The sequence below is a fragment of the Rhodopseudomonas pentothenatexigens genome (assembly GCF_900218015.1).
In the GTDB taxonomy this organism is placed as follows: Bacteria; Pseudomonadota; Alphaproteobacteria; order Rhizobiales; family Xanthobacteraceae; genus Rhodopseudomonas; species Rhodopseudomonas pentothenatexigens.
In genome coordinates, this window is sequence record NZ_UFQQ01000004.1 from 227635 (window position 1) to 244434 (window position 16800).

The 16800-nt window shown below is 67.2% G+C and carries 14 protein-coding genes; 6 read left to right on the forward strand and 8 right to left on the reverse strand.

Translation table 11 applies throughout. The features are described from left to right. Nucleotide 1: 1 nt before the first annotated feature. Both DWA33_RS05230 and DWA33_RS05235 read right to left on the reverse strand, forming a co-directional pair. Nucleotides 2–1381: a cytochrome P450 gene (locus tag DWA33_RS05230; protein ID WP_114357028.1), complete on the reverse strand. Its 1380-nt coding sequence runs from the start codon at nt 1379–1381 to the stop codon at nt 2–4. A 121-nt stretch (nt 1382–1502) separates the two neighbouring features. Continuing rightward, the gene (locus DWA33_RS05235; protein ID WP_244601203.1) at nt 1503–2807 is read right to left on the reverse strand and encodes an adenylate/guanylate cyclase domain-containing protein; all 1305 of its coding nucleotides are present in this window, start codon (nt 2805–2807) and stop codon (nt 1503–1505) included. A 146-nt stretch (nt 2808–2953) separates the two neighbouring features. Between DWA33_RS05235 and htpX the strand changes: the two genes are divergently transcribed. The 3 genes from htpX to DWA33_RS05250 all read left to right on the forward strand — a co-directional run bounded on the left by htpX (nt 2954) and on the right by DWA33_RS05250 (nt 7144). Then, nucleotides 2954–3922, forward strand: a complete 969-nt coding sequence (gene htpX / locus DWA33_RS05240; protein WP_114357030.1) for a zinc metalloprotease HtpX — start codon at nt 2954–2956, stop codon at nt 3920–3922. A gap of 181 nt (nt 3923–4103) precedes the next feature. Continuing rightward, nucleotides 4104–5273: an IS110 family RNA-guided transposase gene (locus tag DWA33_RS05245; RefSeq protein ID WP_167443124.1), complete on the forward strand. Its 1170-nt coding sequence runs from the start codon at nt 4104–4106 to the stop codon at nt 5271–5273. 455 nt (nt 5274–5728) lie between these two features. Next, nucleotides 5729–7144 (forward strand): MFS transporter, encoded by a 1416-nt coding sequence (locus DWA33_RS05250; RefSeq protein WP_114357031.1) that lies wholly within the window; start codon nt 5729–5731, stop codon nt 7142–7144. Here the strand turns inward: DWA33_RS05250 and DWA33_RS05255 are convergent. From DWA33_RS05255 to DWA33_RS05270, 4 genes are all read right to left on the reverse strand, one after another. Beyond that, nucleotides 7141–8328: a pyridoxal-phosphate-dependent aminotransferase family protein gene (locus tag DWA33_RS05255; RefSeq protein ID WP_114357032.1), complete on the reverse strand. Its 1188-nt coding sequence runs from the start codon at nt 8326–8328 to the stop codon at nt 7141–7143. The two genes, DWA33_RS05250 and DWA33_RS05255, sit on opposite strands and share 4 nt — an antisense overlap. A gap of 56 nt (nt 8329–8384) precedes the next feature. After that, entirely contained in the window at nt 8385–9239 is an 855-nt protein-coding gene (locus DWA33_RS05260; protein WP_114357033.1) for an LssY C-terminal domain-containing protein, read from the reverse strand. A gap of 28 nt (nt 9240–9267) precedes the next feature. Then, nucleotides 9268–9999: a thermonuclease family protein gene (locus DWA33_RS05265; RefSeq protein WP_114357034.1), complete on the reverse strand. Its 732-nt coding sequence runs from the start codon at nt 9997–9999 to the stop codon at nt 9268–9270. 115 nt (nt 10000–10114) lie between these two features. Continuing rightward, nucleotides 10115–11854, reverse strand: coding sequence for a hypothetical protein (locus tag DWA33_RS05270; protein WP_114357035.1), 1740 nt, complete (start codon nt 11852–11854; stop codon nt 10115–10117). A 451-nt stretch (nt 11855–12305) separates the two neighbouring features. On the opposite strand from DWA33_RS05270, the gene DWA33_RS05275 reads away from it, so the two are divergent. Then, nucleotides 12306–13172 carry a caspase family protein gene (locus DWA33_RS05275; RefSeq protein WP_114357036.1) on the forward strand — a complete coding sequence of 289 codons (867 nt, stop codon included), beginning with the start codon at nt 12306–12308 and terminating at the stop codon, nt 13170–13172. Nucleotides 13173–13262: 90 nt separating this feature from the next. Here DWA33_RS05275 and DWA33_RS05280 read toward each other — a convergent pair whose 3' ends face one another. Then, entirely contained in the window at nt 13263–14021 is a 759-nt protein-coding gene (locus DWA33_RS05280; protein WP_114357037.1) for a carbonic anhydrase, read from the reverse strand. 91 nt (nt 14022–14112) lie between these two features. Next, entirely contained in the window at nt 14113–14739 is a 627-nt protein-coding gene (locus DWA33_RS05285) for a S24 family peptidase (RefSeq protein WP_114357038.1), read from the reverse strand. A gap of 334 nt (nt 14740–15073) precedes the next feature. Between DWA33_RS05285 and DWA33_RS05290 the strand changes: the two genes are divergently transcribed. After that, a complete protein-coding gene (locus DWA33_RS05290; protein ID WP_114357039.1) occupies nt 15074–15418 on the forward strand; it encodes a DUF952 domain-containing protein in 345 nt (114 codons plus the stop codon). Continuing rightward, entirely contained in the window at nt 15415–16509 is a 1095-nt protein-coding gene (locus tag DWA33_RS05295; protein WP_114357040.1) for a quinone-dependent dihydroorotate dehydrogenase, read from the forward strand. The genes DWA33_RS05290 and DWA33_RS05295 overlap by 4 nt, the downstream gene beginning before the upstream one ends. The last annotated feature ends 291 nt before the right edge of the window (nt 16510–16800 follow it).

The window sequence follows — 16800 nt, forward strand, 5'->3', positions numbered from 1 at the left end:
ACTACTTCGCCGACGCAACCTGCACCCGCAACCCGTCCTTCGGCTTTGGAATCGGCCACATCTGCCACGCAGTTTGGTAGTTCGGCGGCAGCGACAGGTCGAGGTGCTGCAGCAGGTGCACGGCGAAGCACTTTGCCTGCATGTAGGCGAAATTCAGCCCCAGGCACATGTGGGCGCCGCCGCCATAGGGAATCCAGGCGAAACGGTGGCGGCCGCGGGAGGCTTCGTCGGTGAAGCGCAGCGGATCGAACCGATCGGGGTTCGGCCAGATTTCCGGCATGTGATGGGTGTAGAGAGGATTGACCGCCACCATGGTGCCGGCCGGAATCGTGTAGCCCTTGAAGCTGAAGGCGCGCGTCGCCCGCCGCGGCAGCGACGGCACCGGCGGCCGCAGCCGCATCGCTTCCTTGAAGGCCATTTCGGTGAGCGGCAGCGCGTCGAGCTGTTCGAAGCTGATCGGTTCGCCGGGTTTGAGACCAAGGCCGGCGATTTCCTCGCGCAGCTTGTGCTGCCATTCCGGATGCGCCGCCGTCGCGGCGACGAAGGAGGTCAGCGACGACGTCAGCGTGTCGTGCGCCGCCATCATCAGGAAGCTCATGTGATCGATGATCGCCTGGTTTGACAGCAGCGCGCCGTCGTCGTGGGTGGCGCGGCAGAGCTGCGAGAACAAATCGTCGCCGCCCTTGGCGCGGCGGATCGGAATCTGTTCGGCGAAGTAAGCGACGATGCGCTGCCGGCCCTTGACGCCGCGAGCCATCGCGGTGCCCGGCCAGGGCTTCCGGATCGGCGCGACTGAAGCTGCGACCATGTCGATGAAGGCGCGGTTGACCTCTTCGGTCTCGGCGCCGATCGCGGTGCCGAGGAACGAGGTCGCGGCGAGATCGAGCGTGAGCTGTTTCATCGCCGGATAGCACAGCATCTCGCCGGGACGGGCGCGCCACTCCGCGATGCGGCGGGCGATGCCGGCGTTGAGTTCGGCCAGATAGGACTGCATCGGGCCGGCCTTGAACGCCACCGACAGCGTGCGCCGGTGTAGCCGGTGCTCGTCGAAATCGAGCATCATCAGGCCGCGCGGAAACAGCCGTCCGAGGATCGGGCCCCAGCCGTGGGTCGAGGAAAACAGCTTGGTATTGTCGAACAGCACCAGCTCGTTGGCTTCCGGCCCGAGCAGGGTGATCGAGGTCTCGCCGAGCACGCGGCTGCGATAGACCGGACCGTAGGTCCGCGCCATCTTCTCGACCTCACCCTTTGGATCGGCAAGTACCGCCAGTGTCCGGCCGATGATCGGCCAGCCTTCGTCACCGGGAATGTGGGCGAGCGCGCTCGGCTTCGGCGGCAAGAGCGGTGCGACGAGCGACGAATCCGCGACCTGGATCGACATGGGGCCTCCCTCGGCATGTTGCAGCGGCCTTGCGGAGGTTTGCCCCCGTTCTGTGGCGCATTGCAGTTGAAAATAGGAGGCGTGCGCTCGGCTTGGCAAGGCCAAACCGAAACGGCGAGGATTATGACGCAGCGGCCAGCGGCTGGCGCAGCGGCGGCTCGGGCGGCGCCAGGATGGTCATCGGGACGGTGACGCCGCGCAGCGGGTAGTCGCCGAGCGGCTCCAGCGGTGCGTCGATATGGGTCGCGGCCGCCGCCGTCACCAGAATGCTGCGGCCGATGCTCTTTTGCAGAGCTTCGACCCGGCTGGTTTCGTTGACGGCCGGTCCGATCACGGTGAAGTCGAGCCGTTCGGCGGCGCCGATATTACCGAAGAACACTTCGCCCTCGTGCAGCGCGATGCCGGCGCGGAGCGGCCGCCAGCCTTCGCAGTTCACGCCCGCCGGGTTGACCAGGTTGAGCCGCCCCAGCCCTGCCTGCGCCTCGATCGCGGCCGTCAGCGCGGCGTTACCTGCGACGCGCGGATCGTCGCCGAGCGGAAACACCGCCAGCAGCCCGTCGCCGATGAACTTCAGCACGTCGCCGCCGTTGCGCAGCACCGCGTCGGCGAACACCTCGAAGTACGCGTTCAGCAGCGCGATCATGTCGTTGCCGCACAGCCGGTCGGACAGATCGGTGAAGCCGCGCAGGTCCGACATCCAGATGATGGCGCGGATCGGCTCGCCGGCGCCGCGCTTGATGTCACCGCTCAGCACCTTGGCGCCGGCCACCGGGCCGAGATAGGCGCCGAGCGCGTTGATGGCGATCCGGGTGGCGACGTGGCGGCCGACATGCAGGCCGAATAGCGTCAGCAACCGCTGAAACGTCGCCAGGTGCTCGTCGCTGAAGCCGCCGGGCTGCGTGGTTGCCAGCGTAATGGCGTGGCGAAAACGGTCGCCGCCCATCGGCAGCGCCAGGTACTCAGTGTAACCGCCGGCCGCGAGGTCGCGCATGATCGGGAATTCCGCCTGCGCGGCGGCATCCTGCGGATTGCGCCGGATCGCCTTGCCGCCCTCGAACAGGTGGTGCAGCGGATTGAGCCGGAACGCGTCGGTGTCGACGGTCGATTGGTTGACCTGGACCTCGTCGCACAGCCCGTCGGAGGCGCGCCAGTTCCAGGCGAAGCCGAGCAGCTGCGGATGCAGCGTGCGGATATGCAGCGTGGCGCGATGCACCGGCAGCCCGACCGCGGTCATCCGCCACATTAGCGATTCGAACGTCAGCAGCATTTCCGGCTCGGCGGAGGCTTCATGCAGCAACCAGGTGTCCAGCTCCGTCAGCGTGATGCTGGCGGGGATGCAGGCGGGCCCGCGCTGGCTGCGGCGGACGATGCTGACGCCGGCGGGATAGACGCGCATCGCGTCGGGTGGTGCAGTCGGATCGGTCACGCAGGAACTTTCGCTCAGGATTGCGGCGGCAGCGAGCCGCGACGGCCTGCCGCACAAGGCGATCTTGCCCCGGCCGGCGGCATTCCCCATCTCACGGATGCGTTATCCGGGCTCCCGTCGCGGAGCGGAGACGCAGGAGGAGGACCATGAGTTACTTCAAGACCGCTCTCTTGCTGGCCGGCCTGACCGCGCTGTTCATGGGGGTCGGCTATCTGATCGGCGGCGCCAACGGCGCGCTGATTGCTTTGCTCGTCGCCGCGGCGATGAACATCTTCACCTATTGGAATTCCGACCGGATGGTGCTGTCGATGTACGGCGCCCAGGAGGTCGACGAGCGCGCGGCGCCCGATCTCTACCGGATAGTGGCGGAACTGGCCGGCCGCGCCTCGCTGCCGATGCCGCGGGTGTTCATCATGGACAACCCGCAGCCGAACGCGTTCGCCACCGGCCGCAATCCGGAGAACGCCGCCGTCGCCGTGACCACCGGGCTGATGCAGTCGCTCAGCCGCGAGGAGCTCGCCGGCGTGGTGGCGCACGAGCTGGCGCACATCAAGAACCACGACACGCTGCTGATGACCATCACGGCGACGATCGCCGGTGCGATCTCGATGGTGGCGCAGTTCGGCATGTTCTTCGGCGGCAACCGCGACAACAACAACGGCCCGGGCCTGATCGGCTCGCTGGCGTTGATGATCCTCGCGCCGCTCGGTGCCATGCTGGTGCAGATGGCGATCAGCCGGACCCGTGAATACGCCGCCGACGAGATGGGCGCGCGGATCTGCGGTCAGCCGATGTGGCTCGCCTCGGCGCTCGGCCGAATCGAAGCCGCCGCGCATCAGGTGCCGAACGTCGACGCCGAACGCTCGCCGGCGACCGCGCACATGTTCATCATCAACCCGCTGTCGGGGCAGGGCATGGACAATCTGTTCGCCACCCACCCGTCCACCGACAACCGGATCGCGGCGCTGCAGCGGCTCGCCGCCGAAATCGGCGGTTCGACCCGCTCCGCTCCGGCGTTTGCGCGGAGCGGAGCGGCGCCCTGGAGCGGCACCCCGCGCGGCACCGGCCGCAGCCCCTGGGGCGGCCAGCCGCGTGGCCGAGGTCCGTGGGGTTAAATCCAAGGCAGGTGATCGATGCTTCGAAGGCCCCGGTTCGCCGGGGCCTTTTTGCTGATCGGTGGCCTTCACCCGTCATTACGAGGAGCCGAAGGGCGACGAAGATTCCATGGGGGTGGATAGCAGCCGGTTCTGAGGTCAGGCTGAGGTTGCGTAATCCATCGCCTTTGGAGACAACCGAATGCTCGATCATCTTTCCGCGGGGCCGGCCGCTATCCGCACCCATTTTGGCGCAATTTTCGTGTCGCTGGATATGGGGCGTTCGAAATGGATTGTGACGTCGCTGTCGCCCGAGACGGGCGAGCGGATGTCTCAGCACACGATCCCGGCCGGGGATGTCGGCGGCTTGCTGGCGCTGTTTGCGGATCTTCGGCATCGGGCCAAGGCGCGGAGCGGTTTGGATTATCCTGTTGTGACGATCCAGGAAGCAGGGCTGGACGGGTTCTGGCTGCATCGCGTTCTGGAGCAGGAAGGCATCGAGAGCCACGTGGTCGACGCCGCCTCGATCGCGACGCCGCGGCGCCGGCGGCGGGCCAAGACCGACAAGATCGACGGCGAGGCGTTGCTGCGGGCGCTGCTCGCCTTCAAGCGCGGCGAGCCTCGGGTCTGCGCCATGGTGGTTGTGCCTTCGCTGGAGGAGGAAGATCGGCGCCGGCTGTGCCGTGAGCGTCAGACACTGCTGGCCGAACGCGGCGCTCATACCAATCGGATCAAGGGTCTTTTGTTCGCGCAAGGCGTGTTCGACTACGAGCCGATCCGGCGCGATCGACGCAAACGGCTCGACGATCTGCGGACCGGCAATGGCCGGCCGCTGCCGCCGCATCTGCGGACACAGATCAAGCGTGAGCTCGACCGGCTTGAACTGCTGCTCGACCAGATCAAGGCGGTGGAGGTCGAACAGCAGGCCTTGCTTGCGTCGCAAGTGAGCCGGAGCGAGCCGGATACATCGGCCGCCAACGTGGTGGCGATGTTGCTGGCCATCAAGGGGATCGGCACGCAAGCCGCCGCGGTGCTGTGGGTGGAGGGATTGTGCCGGACGTTCGCCAACCGCCGGCAGGTCGCGTCCTATGCGGGCCTTGCGGCGACGCCTTGGCGAAGCGGCGCAGTCGTCCACGAGCAGGGACTATCCAAAGCCGGCAACCCTCGGCTGCGCACGCTGATGGTCCAATTGGCCTGGCTGTGGCTACGGCACCAGCCGCAGTCGGAGCTGGCAAAATGGTTCCGGGCGCGCGGCGAACGCGGTCGCAAGGGATTGATCGTCGCCTTGGTGCGCAAGCTGCTCGTCGCGCTGTGGAAGTATGTGGCCCATGGGATCACGATCGAAGGCGCGGTGATGAAGCCCGCCGTCTGAGCCCGGATCCCCATCGCGAGAGACTTCCAACCGACCCATCCGCCGAGGCCTGATCAGCCTCGGCCGATCCGGACGGACGAACCGATGGATTGCTTGGCATCAAAAGCCGCAACGAAGAATGGTCTCGTCCTCTCGAGCCTCCCCGTCGCAAGCGGAATCCTGGTACGTCGCGTCTTACGACGACCGAATGTGAGTTTGATCTGGCAGGTAAACCCAGATCCCCCAAAAAGGCTCGGCCCCGGTGCGCTCAAGCAAGGAGATGCCATTTGACAAAACACATCCCCATGTGAGCAATCCAGAAGCTCCGTACACCGGCCTCTGGATTGCTTCGCTGCGCTCGCAATGACGCGGAGAGAGGCTTGCTGAACGACGGCTGTTTACCTTGCTGGTAATCGACCCGATGATGGCGGGCTGCGACCGTTGCGACAGCCTGAGCCTTGCCGGAATCCGCCGCCATGCACCAGACCGTTGCCGCAACGATCGATACCTCCCGCCGCTGGCGGGTGCTGGCGATCGTGGTCGCCGCGCAGTTCATGTTCGGGGTCGATGCCTTCATCGTCAACGTCGCGCTGCCGACGATCGCGACCGAACTCGGCGCGTCGTCATCGCAGCTCGAGACGGTGATCGCGGTCTACCTGATCGGCTACGCGACGCTGATCGTCACCGGCGGTCGGCTCGGCGACATCTTCGGCACCAAGACGGTGTTTCTGCTCGGCGTTGCCGGCTTCACGCTCACCTCGCTGTGGTGCGGGCTGGCGCGCTCCGGTCCCGAACTGATCCTGGCGCGGCTGGCGCAGGGCACCACGGCGGCGTTCATGGTGCCGCAGGTGCTGGCGACGCTGCATGTGCTGTTTCCCGATGCCGCGCGCGCCAAGGCGTTTGCGATCTACGGCACCGTGCTCGGGCTCGCCGGTGCCACCGGTTTCGCGCTCGGCGGCCTGTTGGTGACGCTCGATCTCGGCGGCTTCGGCTGGCGCTCGATCTTCTACGTCAATGGCCCGGTCGGGCTGATCATCATCGCGGCCGCCGCCAGGGTGATGCCGCAGACGCCGCGGCGGCCGGGCACGCGGCTCGATCTCGGCGGCGCCGTGATCCTGTTCGCCGGCCTTGTCTGCGTGATCGGGCCATTGCTGTTCGGCCGCGATGTCGGCTGGGCCGGCTGGGTCTGGGCCGTGATGGCCGGCGGCGGCGCGATGCTGGCGCTGTTCCTGCGCTACGAGCGCCGCGTCGCCGCATGCGGCGGCATGCCAGTGGTCGATCTGACGCTGCTCGGCGACCGCGCCTTCATCCGCGGCCTCGGCGCGGTGTTCTGCTTCTTCTTCGCCAACCAGTCGTTCTATCTGGTGATGACGCTGTACATGCAGCTCGAACTGCACGTCCCGCCGCTGCAGGCGGGGCTCGTGTTCCTGCCGCTGGCGCTGGCCTTCGTGATTGCATCGCGACATTCCGGCGCGCGCGCTCGGCGCCGCGGCACGCTGGTGCTGATCGAGGGCTGTCTGCTGCAGATCGCCGGTCTCGGCCTGATCGCCGCGACGGCGACGGTGATCGCTGCGCCGACGCCTTTCGTATTGGCGCTGGCGCTGCTGGTCGCCGGCTACGGCCAAGGACTGGTGATGGCGCCGTTGTCGGGCGTGGTGCTGTCGAGCGTGCAGGCGACCAGCGCCGGCTCGGGCTCGGGCCTTTATGGCACCACCACGCAGATCGCCAGCGCGGCCGGTGTCGCGGCGCTCGGCTCGGTCTACTTCACGCTGGGGCAAAACGGCTCGGGCCGACTTGCCCTGCTCGGCGCGCTGGCGCTGCTCGGGCTCGCGATCGCCGGCTGCATCGGGCTGCTGCGCTGGATGCGCCGCGCCGTGGCGGTGGCGGCTTAGGCCGGCACGTTCTCGGCGAGGCACGCCACTGCGGCATCGACGCCGCCGCGGCTGTGCGGGATGCCGAGGGCGGTCAGCGCCATTTCGATCACGCCGAGGGTGCCGAGCACCATCGGGGCGTTGACGTGGCCCATATGGGCGATCCGGAACGCCTTGTTCTGCAATTCGCCGATGCCGACGCCCAGCACCACGCCGCACTTCTCCTTACAGTAGCGATGCAGCGCCGCGACGTCGTGGCCCTCCGCGGCACGGACGGTGGTGACCGTGTCGGCGCGTTCGTCCGGATTCTCGATGTTGAAGCCGAGCACGTTGCCTTCGGACCAGACGTCGACGGCACGGCGCACCGCGCCGGCGAGCAGATGATGACGCCGGAAGGTGTTGTCGAGTCCTTCGGCAAACAGGATGTCGAGCGCCTTGCGCAGCGCGAACAACAGATGCACCGGCGCCGTGCCGGCGTATTTCTGGTAGTGCTCGGGCCCGTCGCGCTCGGTCCAGTCCCAATATGGCGTCCGCAGGCCGGCGCGCTGATGCGCCACGCGGGCGCGATCGCCGACCGCGACGAACGACAGGCCGGGCGGCGACATCAGTCCCTTCTGCGACGCCGACATCGCGACGTCGATGCCCCAGGCGTCCATCTCGAACGGCATGCAGCCGAGCGACGCCACCGCATCGACCATGTACAGCGCTGGATGGTCGGCGGCCTTGATGGCGCGGCCGATCGCTTCGAGATCGTTGCGTGCGCTCGACGCGGTGTCGACCTGCACGACGACGACGGCCTTGATGCTGTGCGCGGTGTCGCGGCGCAGCCGCGCTTCGACCTCGTCGGCGCGCACCGCGCGGCGCCAGTCGCCAGGCAGCACCTCGACGTCGCAGCCCATCGCGCGGGCGGCGTTGCCCCAGCCGATCGCGAACCGGCCGCTTTCCAGCACCAGCACCTTGTCGCCGCGCGACAGCGCGTTGCTGATCACCGCTTCCCAGGCGCCGTGGCCGTTGGCGATGTAAATGTAGGACTTGCCCTTGGTGGCGAACAGCCGGCTGAGGTCGGCGAGAAGCCCCTCGCTCAGCGCCACCATCTCCTTCGAGTAGATGTCGAGCGCCGGGCGGTGCATCGCCTGCAGCACCTCGTCGGGCGTGGTGGTGGGCCCGGGAATCGCCAGGAATTCCCGTCCGGCGCTGACGGCCATGATGCTTGTCCCTGTGGAGAGAGATGCAGCGACCATGCCGGCTCGCCGCATCGATTTCAAGGCGCGCTCGCGCCGGGCTCGATTGCGTTGGTGACGGTGCGGAAGATCTGGTCCTTGATCTCGGTGGCGAGCGGGCTCGGCAGGATTTCGGCCGGGCTTCCGCGCTTCTTGCAGCCTTCGGTCAGCCGCAGGATCCAGACCTCGCCATCGGTGTAGTACAAATCGCCCTCGCCGTTGCGGCCGGCGATGGTCGGCCCAATGCCGGTGATCTGGTATCTCGCGTCGACCATTGCGGCGGCTTCCAGATCGGCGGCGAATCGGTCGCGCTCGGCGTCGATATCGGGGGCGATGTGATGCGTCACCGCGCCGGTATAGTGGCTGACGCCGACACCGCGGTCGAAGCTGGCACTGCCGAGCCAAACCGGGCGGCCTTCCTGGCCGCTGTCGAGCACTTTCCACAACCGCACGTGATTGCGCCGGTCGGCGCTGCGCCCGTCGGGTTTCTCGAAGGCTAGATCTTCGCGGCGGTCGAGATAGTACAGGCTCGATACCGGCGCGTCCGGATAGGGGCGGTCGAGCAGCACGCTGCCGGCGATCGCAATCGACGAGCGCAGCGTGACCGGATCGGCCGGATGCCAGTTCGCCGCCAGGATCGCGCAGACGACCTCGTGCTGGTCGCCGATCAGCCCGACATTGATCGGATCGCCCGGAATGCCCTGCGCGGTGCGGGTCACCATCGGCACGTCGGCGAGCCGGCGCTGGTGTTCATAGTGAGTCCAGAACAGCGGGAGCGCCAGATAGGCGAGGATCGTGTAGAAGCCGATCAGCACCACCGAGATCTGCCACGCCCGCCGCAGCCGGCGTCTACGCGGCCGTTGTGGATGCACAGGATCGTGCGTCGTTTCGTTCACCCTTCGCCCCCGGCCGGTCGCGCTTTGCTCAGCGCCGCGTCTCCCGGCAGCCGGCGGCCTCGGCTTCTTCGACCGAACAGAACCAGCGGGTGCCCTTGCTGATCTTCATCCGGATCTGCGCGTACCAGCGGCTCGTCGGCCTGTGATAAATGCAGACGCCGGACTTGTTGACGTTACCCTTGATGGTGCAATCCGGCGACGGCGCCACCGGTCCGGAAGCCGAGGCGAGCAGAATCCGGCGAGCGTCCTTGGGCGGTCTGGTGGCGCCGAGGATCGGCGTCTTGCTGCTCCGTACCCGCCACGCCCACGGCGCGATGAACGAGCCCTGCCACAGCCCCAGCTTGGCCGAGCGGGCCGCCTTCTCATCGGCGTCGTAGGCGTGCGATGTCTGCGGGGCGGCCAGCGCCCAGCCGTTTTTGACCATCCATTGTCCCACGTCCTCGCCGTCGACCTCGCATTTCGCGATCGAGCGCCCGGCCTTGTCGACGCGTTGCACGTGGCAGGTCCAGCTCTTGCTCGCAGTATGCAGAGCCAGGGCGTCGCGTGCGGCGATGCCGCAGGTCCAGCGGTCGCCTTTGGTGTTGAGGCAGAGCTGATCCGGACCCGGAGCGTCGATCCCGGCGAGGCGGATGCGGGTCTTGCCGATCAGCACATGGTCGCCCTCGCGGACTTTCGGCACGCCGCTCACATCTGCGGCCTGCGCCGCCACCGGGGCCAGCAGAAGCAAGAGCGCCAGCAGCCAGATGTTCAGCTTGAGCATGCGTCGACCTTCCCGGCAGTTGCCCCCTGCGGCCAAACAGGTGCGCCGATTGTGCTGAAACTTGGGCCGCCGGACCAGCGCGGCTGCGCGGCCAGGCTTCAACTTTGCGGGACAGTCAGGCCTGGTGCACCGGCTGCAGCAGGGCCTTGCGCGCCAGCGCGAGGCCCATCAGTACGAAAGCCGAGGTCACTTCCGGTCCGCCGACCAGAATCCGGGTCGGCGTCTTCATCTTGTTCCACTCGTAGGCTTTGAACGGCGACCGGCCGCCGCCTTCGCCGAGACGGTTCAGGATGCAATGCAGCGCCGGGGCGAATTGCGCAGGATTGCCGCCGAGATGGCCGAGCGCGATCAGCGCCAGCGCAGCGTCGAACACGTTCATTTCCTTGCCGATCAGTTCGTCCTGCACGTAAGCCAGTACGCGCTGCCGGATCGCTTCGAACACGCCGTCTGAATCGATCGCGTACCTGGCGGTTTCGTCCAGCGCCCGGAACGCGGCGTAGCAGCGGCCGAAATACGCGCAATACAGTTCGGGCAGATAGTAGACGTGCGACTTCGGGTCGGCGAACGCGCCGCTCGCCACCAGCCGGCGCTGGAAATCGACGATCCGGCGCACCGTCTCCAGCCGCGACGGCGTCTCGACGATCCGCCACCGCGCGCAATTGCGGAAGCTGACCTCGAGCACGTCGAGATTGAGCGTCGGGTCGAGGTCGTTGCCGAACGGACGTTCGCCGGCGAGGCTGTCGATCCAGGTGACGATGCCGCCATCGTAGTCGACTTCATCGTTGAGCGGCACCGAGACCAGCGGCGCGTTGCTGCCGGCGCGGACCTGATAGGCACGGTAGAAATCGATCAGCGGCTGGTCGATGATCGGGTCGGACGAGTTGGCCTGGGTCGCGGCCGAGATCGAGCAGGCGGTGGTGTCGCAATCGGGCACGTAGATGCCGAAGCCGAGGTTCTGCTTGATCTGGGCGAAGAACCGCGAGAACCGCGGATGCGGCGGCGGCGCCAGCGCGGTGATCACGTCGAACGGCTCGCCGTCCGGCGTGCGCACCCGCTCGCGGCTGGTCTTCAGGCAGAATTCGGTCATGTCGGCGATGATCCGCCGGGCCGCGCGGGTGTCGTCCGGCGTGCCGAGCCCGCTGTCGATGAGGCCGAGCAGGGCCTCGATGTAAAAGGCGTCGTAATAGGCCGAGCGGTGGCGAATCTGCACCGGCGACCACATCGGCTCGGCAATTCCGCGCCAGCGCGGATTGATCAAGCCTGCTGCTGGCGAGCGGGCGATGAACACCCGCGCCAGATTGAACAGCAGCGTCGAATTCTTGTAGCTGCGCGAATTCAGCCCGGTCAGCGCCGCCAGGAAGGCGCGGCCGTCGAAATCCGGGTCGCCGATCAGGTTGAACGCCGCGTAGGCCGGGATGAAGCCGTTGCGGCTCCAGGATTGCAGCAGGTGATCGCCGCAAGCGCGGATCGCACTATCGACGTCGGCGAGCCGCGGCGTCTGGGCCGGCGCCACCCAGCTCGGCGGTCGTGGATGCTCCAGCCTGAGGGTGTCGATCAGTTCGGCGATCGGCGCCCCGATCGCGGCCCAATCCGGCTCGGCGTCGTCGCGGGCGCTGATCAGCGCGTCGCGAACGGCGCGGAAACGCACCGGGTCCTTGAGCTCCGGCAGGCCGGCCCTGCGCAGCAGCGGCCGCAGTGCTGGGTTGGCGAGCGCGGTCTTGTAGAACTTGGAGATGTGCGGGTCGCCGTGCTTGTGGCGGAGAAACACCGGATCGCACAGGTCGTACAGCGTCGGCGCTTCCTTTCGGGCGGTCAGCGCGCGGTACGCCGCGCCGGCCATCTTCAGCACATCCATGATCGTCTTCCGCGCGCCTGAACGTCTTCCAGCCATTGAGGAATTGCATGGACGGGGCGGGATTACAAACCCGCCGGATCGGCCGCGCCCGCCAGCGGGCCGGCGGAGGAGTAGGGCAGAACCGGCCGGCTCAAAAGATGACTATTGTCGCAGGATAGATCAGCGAAGCATTCGTGATGCCCCGCGACGTTTAAACCGGCGAGGTTGAACAGAAGCGGCACGGAGTTGCCTGAGCGCCAAAGATCAGCCTCTCGGGATATCGTCGGCGGGTTCCCGTTCGACGCTCCGGCTTCCTGCCGGGTTGCCTGAACGACCTCGACTGTTTAATGCATTGTTATTGTGCGACGCCGCAAATTGAGCGCAATTGACCCGCAAGAGACAGGCTCTCCCTGAACCTGACCGGCAGCAGCGCGACGAATGCCTGCGCGCGCCGATGAAGGATTGATCGACGATGAAGATCCGGCTGCATGGCCTTTCCCGCCGCACTCTCACCGCAGCCACCGCGCTGGTCGGGGTGGTTTCGCTGGCGATCGGCGCTCATGCGGCGCTGAACAAGCGTCCGATCGACGCCGCACGCGCCGCCGTACCGGCCGCCGAACAGCCGCAGGCGTCGTCGTCACGACTGGCGCTGGTGATCGGCAACGGTCGTTACCCCGACGCGGCGGTGCCGCTGGTGCAGCCGATCAACGACGCCCGTGCGCTCAGCGCCAGGCTGCGCGGCGACGGCTACGACGTCGACATGATCGAGGACGCCACGCGCGACGACATCCTGCGCGCGGTCGAGCGGATCAAGGCCCGCGCCCGCAAGGACGCGACCGTGATGCTGTTCTTCGGCGGCTACGGCATCCAGTCCGGCCGTGACAATTACATGATCCCGGTCGATGCCAAGATCTGGACCGAGGCCGACGTCCGCCGCAGCGGCGTCAGCGTCGAACAGGTGCTGGCGGAGATCAAGGCCGGCGGGGTTCATACCAATCTCGCGGTGCTCGACGCGTCGCGCCGCAATCCCTACGAGCGGCGCTTCCGCGCCTATTCGCACGGGCTCGCGCCGATCGAAGCCCCGGCCAATGCGCTGGTGCTGTCGGCAGCGACCCCGGGTCAGGTCGTGGACGACACAGACGGCGCCAACAGCGCGCTGGTCGGTGAACTGATCGGTTCGCTGTCGTCGCCCGCCGGGGCCGAGGCGGCGTTTTCCAAGGCGCGGACGGCGGTGATCAAGGCGACCGACGGCGCCCAGGTGCCGTCGATGACTTCGTCGCTGATCGCCGACGTACCGCTGGTGCCGGTCGCCGACGCGACGCCCAACACCGGCGGCTGAGCCGCCTTCCGCCCATCACCCTGTCCGAAACGAAAAGACCTGACGCGGCGCCCGCGTCAGGTCTTTGACTTGTGCAGATGCTGTTGTGGCTCAGTTGGACTGCAGCACGAAGCGGCGGTTGTCCTTCTGCACCGGGCGGGCGTTCATCGGATACAGCTTGGCGAACGCCGCAACGTCCTCGGCAGCGGCCGTGATCGGATCGGTCAGCACCATCCAGTCGACGATCTCGGAGCACGGCGGCGTGGTGAGCGAACCTTCGTAGCGATAGTAGCTGAGCTTGGCCGGCAGCAGCGCGTTCGGGTTGATCGCTGCATCGGCCTTCACCGCCGGTCCCTCGGTCTGCGGCATGGTCGCGACGATCTTGGCGAAGGCGGGGTTGGCGGCCCCTTCCTGCATCAGCACGCCGACCACGCCGAGCGTGCCGGAGTCCATGCGGTGGACGAAGTGGACCTCCATCGGAAACGACTTGCCGTCGATCTGGTGTTCGCTCGGCCGATGGAAATGGAATTGAACCAGCTTGAAGACCGCGCCGCCGAGCTTGAGCGTCGAGCCCTCGGCCATGTTGAGCTGGATGGTATGGCCGTTGTTGACGATGGTGTCGGCGGTGTCGGCCCACTGCACCTGCAGCGGAAACAGATTGGCGCTGACGGTCGAGCGGATGTCGACCGGCGATTGCTGAACCCCGATCGCGCAGATCTGGTTGGCGGGATCGAGCTCGCCCCACTTCGCGGGGGCACCATCGCCTTCGTAGCCCCAATGATGGGCGCCTTCGGCGGCAGCGCCGGCGCTGGCGCAGAGCGGACATAGAGCGAGGCCGGCAAAGGCCTTCAGGATATTGCGACGGTCCATCGACGTCTCCCGGGGTTGGTGCGCGGGAACTAGCATTGCGCGGCCCGGAAAGAAAAGTGAAGTGGGACGAATGAACGACGAAGGTGCCGGCTTACTGGCTGGCCCAGACGATGCGGCCGATCCACTCGACCTCCGATGGTGCCAGAGTCCGGTCCGGGTGGCTGGGGTTGAGCGATGCCAATTCGATCACCTTGGCGGTGCGCCGCTTCAATTCCTTGACCATGACTTCGCCTTTGGTGGTCTTCACCACCACCCGGTCGCCGCGGCGGACCGCGGCGCTCGGCGACACCACCACGATGTCGCCGTCGCGATAGGCCGGCTTCATCGAATCGCCGGCGATCTCCAGCGCATAGGCGTGCTCGTCGCTGATCGAAGGCAGCCCGACTTCGTCCCAGCCCTTGCCGACCGGAAAGCCGCCGTCGTCGAAATAGCCGCCGGAGCCGGCCTGGGCGAGGCCGAGCAGCGGCACCGACTGCACCACCCGCGGCCGGTCGTGAATCAGCTGCACGAAGGTGTCGATCGCGGTGTTGGTCGCCTGCAGCGCCTTGGCGACCGATTCGGTCGACGGCCAGCGTTCGCGGCCGTCATTGGTGATCCGCTTCGACTTGTTGAAGGTGGTCGGATCGAGGCCGGATTTCTTGGCGAGCCCCGAGGGCGACAGGCCGGCCCGTTCGGCCAGCCGGTCGAGCGCAGTCCAGATCTGATCGTGCGTCAGCATTTGCATCGGAGGCACCCAGATGCGCGGTCGCTTTGGCGACGCGAAACGGACTTAATACTAGGAATTATTGCCTTAATTGGAGGCAATATGCAATCCCGTCCGGCGACAAAAGCGCAGGCTCTTGCAGAGCCCCGGAGCGGCCGATACGGTCGGGTCCAGGTTCGGCCGATGGCCGGGCGACCGAACGCGCGCGGATCCGCCATGCCGGATTCGACTTTGCGCCTCCGACGTGCGCAACTTGTTGGTTTAGCGGATGTTTTTCGGTTGCCCGGGAATTTGCGGGACCGTCGCCGCCCGACCCTGAAACCAGCCGCAACGACGGGAATTCGCGCCCTTGCGCACGATTTACAAGATCTGTGACGCTGTGGCTTGGCGCGACGCCGAACAGGCCGGATTCTACCGGGGCAGCGCCGACGACAGCCGTGACGGCTTCATTCACTTTTCGACTGCGCCGCAACTCGCCGGCACCCTCGCCAGGCACTATGCCGGCAAGACCGGCCTGAAGCTGATCGCCGTCGAGGCGGCCGCACTCGGCGACGGGCTGCGGTGGGAGCCGTCGCGCGGCGGCGAGTTGTTTCCGCACCTCTATGGCGAGCTGCCGCTGTCGGCTGTGACCGGGGTGCACGACCTCGTCACCCGCGCCGACGGCAGCCATCTGGTGCCGGAGCTCGCGCCGTGATCCGCGCCTTCGACGCCGTCTCGCTTCCGCTGCTGCGCTGGTTCGACCCGGAGGATGCGCACCGGCTCGCGATCCAGGGTCTCAAGCTGTGGCCGCCGGTCAAGCCGCGTCCCGACAATCCCAGGCTTGCGGTCCGCGCCTTCGGCCTCAACTTCCCCAATCCGGTCGGCATTGCCGCCGGCTTCGACAAGAACGCCGAAGCGCCGGACGCGCTGCTGCGGCTCGGCTTCGGCTTCGTCGAGATCGGCACCGTGACCCCGAAGCCGCAGGCCGGCAATCCGCGGCCGCGGCTGTTCCGGCTCGACCGCGACGAGGCGGTGATCAACCGCATGGGCTTCAACAACGACGGCGCCGAGGTGGTGCTGCGCCGGCTGGCGGCGCGCGCGCAATATGGCGGCATCGTCGGCGTCAATGTCGGCGCCAACAAGGACAGCGACGATCGGGTGGCGGACTACGTCAAGCTGATCGAGACCTTTGCGCCGCTGGCGAGCTACTTCACCGTCAACGTGTCGTCGCCGAACACGCCGGGCCTGCGCAATCTGCAGCAGGCGGCGGCGCTCGACGATCTGCTGGCGCGGGTGATCGAGGCGCGCGAGCGGGTGCGGGCGGCGGCGGGCGATACCCCGGTGCTGCTCAAGATCGCGCCCGATCTGTCGCTCGGCGAACTCGACGACGTCGTGCACATCGCAAGGTCGCGGCGGGTCGACGGCATGATCGTCGCCAACACCACGCTGTCGCGGTCGCCGACGCTGCGCGAGCGGACGCGGATGAACGAGCAGGGCGGGCTGTCGGGCCGGCCGCTGTTCCGGCTGTCGACCCGGATGGTGGCGGAGACCTATGTGCGCGCCGAGGGCGCGTTCCCGCTGATCGGCGTCGGCGGCATCGATTCCGGCGGCGCTGCGCTGACCAAGATCCGTGCCGGGGCGACGCTGGTGCAGTTGTATTCGGCGCTGGTCTACAAGGGCCTCGGCCTGGTCGAGAGTATCAAGGCCGACCTCGCCTCGACGCTGCTCCGCACCGGCCGCGAATCGTTGGCCGAAATCGTCGGCGCCGACGCGCCGATGATCACCGCGGAAGAATGGCCGGTCTGATCCGCCTGTTGTCTCGCCAGCGAGTTGTCTCACCATCGAGTCATTCCGGGGCGCTCGCGCAGCGAGCGAACCCGGAATCCCGCAGTTACCTGGCCGAGAAGTCTGCCCCGCAGGATCGCTGAAGTGCCCTGAATCTCCAGATTCCGGGTCCGCTCGCTGGAGCGAGCGTCCCGGAATGACTCCCCACACGACACGGCCGTCATCCTGGGGCGCGCGTAGCGCTCGAGTCACGGGTGTCTTTCCGGGGCGCTCACGAAGTGAGCGAACCCGGAATCTCGCGGTTATCTGGCA

What these genes read in the sequence shown, in the direction of transcription:
- htpX (WP_114357030.1), top strand. Translation starts at nt 2,954, where the DNA reads ATGAGTTACTTCAAGACCGCTCTCTTGCTGGCCGGCCTGACCGCGCTG.
- DWA33_RS05245 (WP_167443124.1), top strand. Translation starts at nt 4,104, where the DNA reads ATGCTCGATCATCTTTCCGCGGGGCCGGCCGCTATCCGCACCCATTTT.
- DWA33_RS05270 (WP_114357035.1), bottom strand. Translation starts at nt 11,854, where the DNA reads ATGGATGTGCTGAAGATGGCCGGCGCGGCGTACCGCGCGCTGACCGCC.
- DWA33_RS05285 (WP_114357038.1), bottom strand. Translation starts at nt 14,739, where the DNA reads ATGCTGACGCACGATCAGATCTGGACTGCGCTCGACCGGCTGGCCGAA.
- DWA33_RS05255 (WP_114357032.1), bottom strand. Translation starts at nt 8,328, where the DNA reads ATGGCCGTCAGCGCCGGACGGGAATTCCTGGCGATTCCCGGGCCCACC.
- DWA33_RS05250 (WP_114357031.1), top strand. Translation starts at nt 5,729, where the DNA reads ATGCACCAGACCGTTGCCGCAACGATCGATACCTCCCGCCGCTGGCGG.
- DWA33_RS05280 (WP_114357037.1), bottom strand. Translation starts at nt 14,021, where the DNA reads ATGGACCGTCGCAATATCCTGAAGGCCTTTGCCGGCCTCGCTCTATGT.
- DWA33_RS05265 (WP_114357034.1), bottom strand. Translation starts at nt 9,999, where the DNA reads ATGCTCAAGCTGAACATCTGGCTGCTGGCGCTCTTGCTTCTGCTGGCC.
- DWA33_RS05230 (WP_114357028.1), bottom strand. Translation starts at nt 1,381, where the DNA reads ATGTCGATCCAGGTCGCGGATTCGTCGCTCGTCGCACCGCTCTTGCCG.
- DWA33_RS05275 (WP_114357036.1), top strand. Translation starts at nt 12,306, where the DNA reads ATGAAGATCCGGCTGCATGGCCTTTCCCGCCGCACTCTCACCGCAGCC.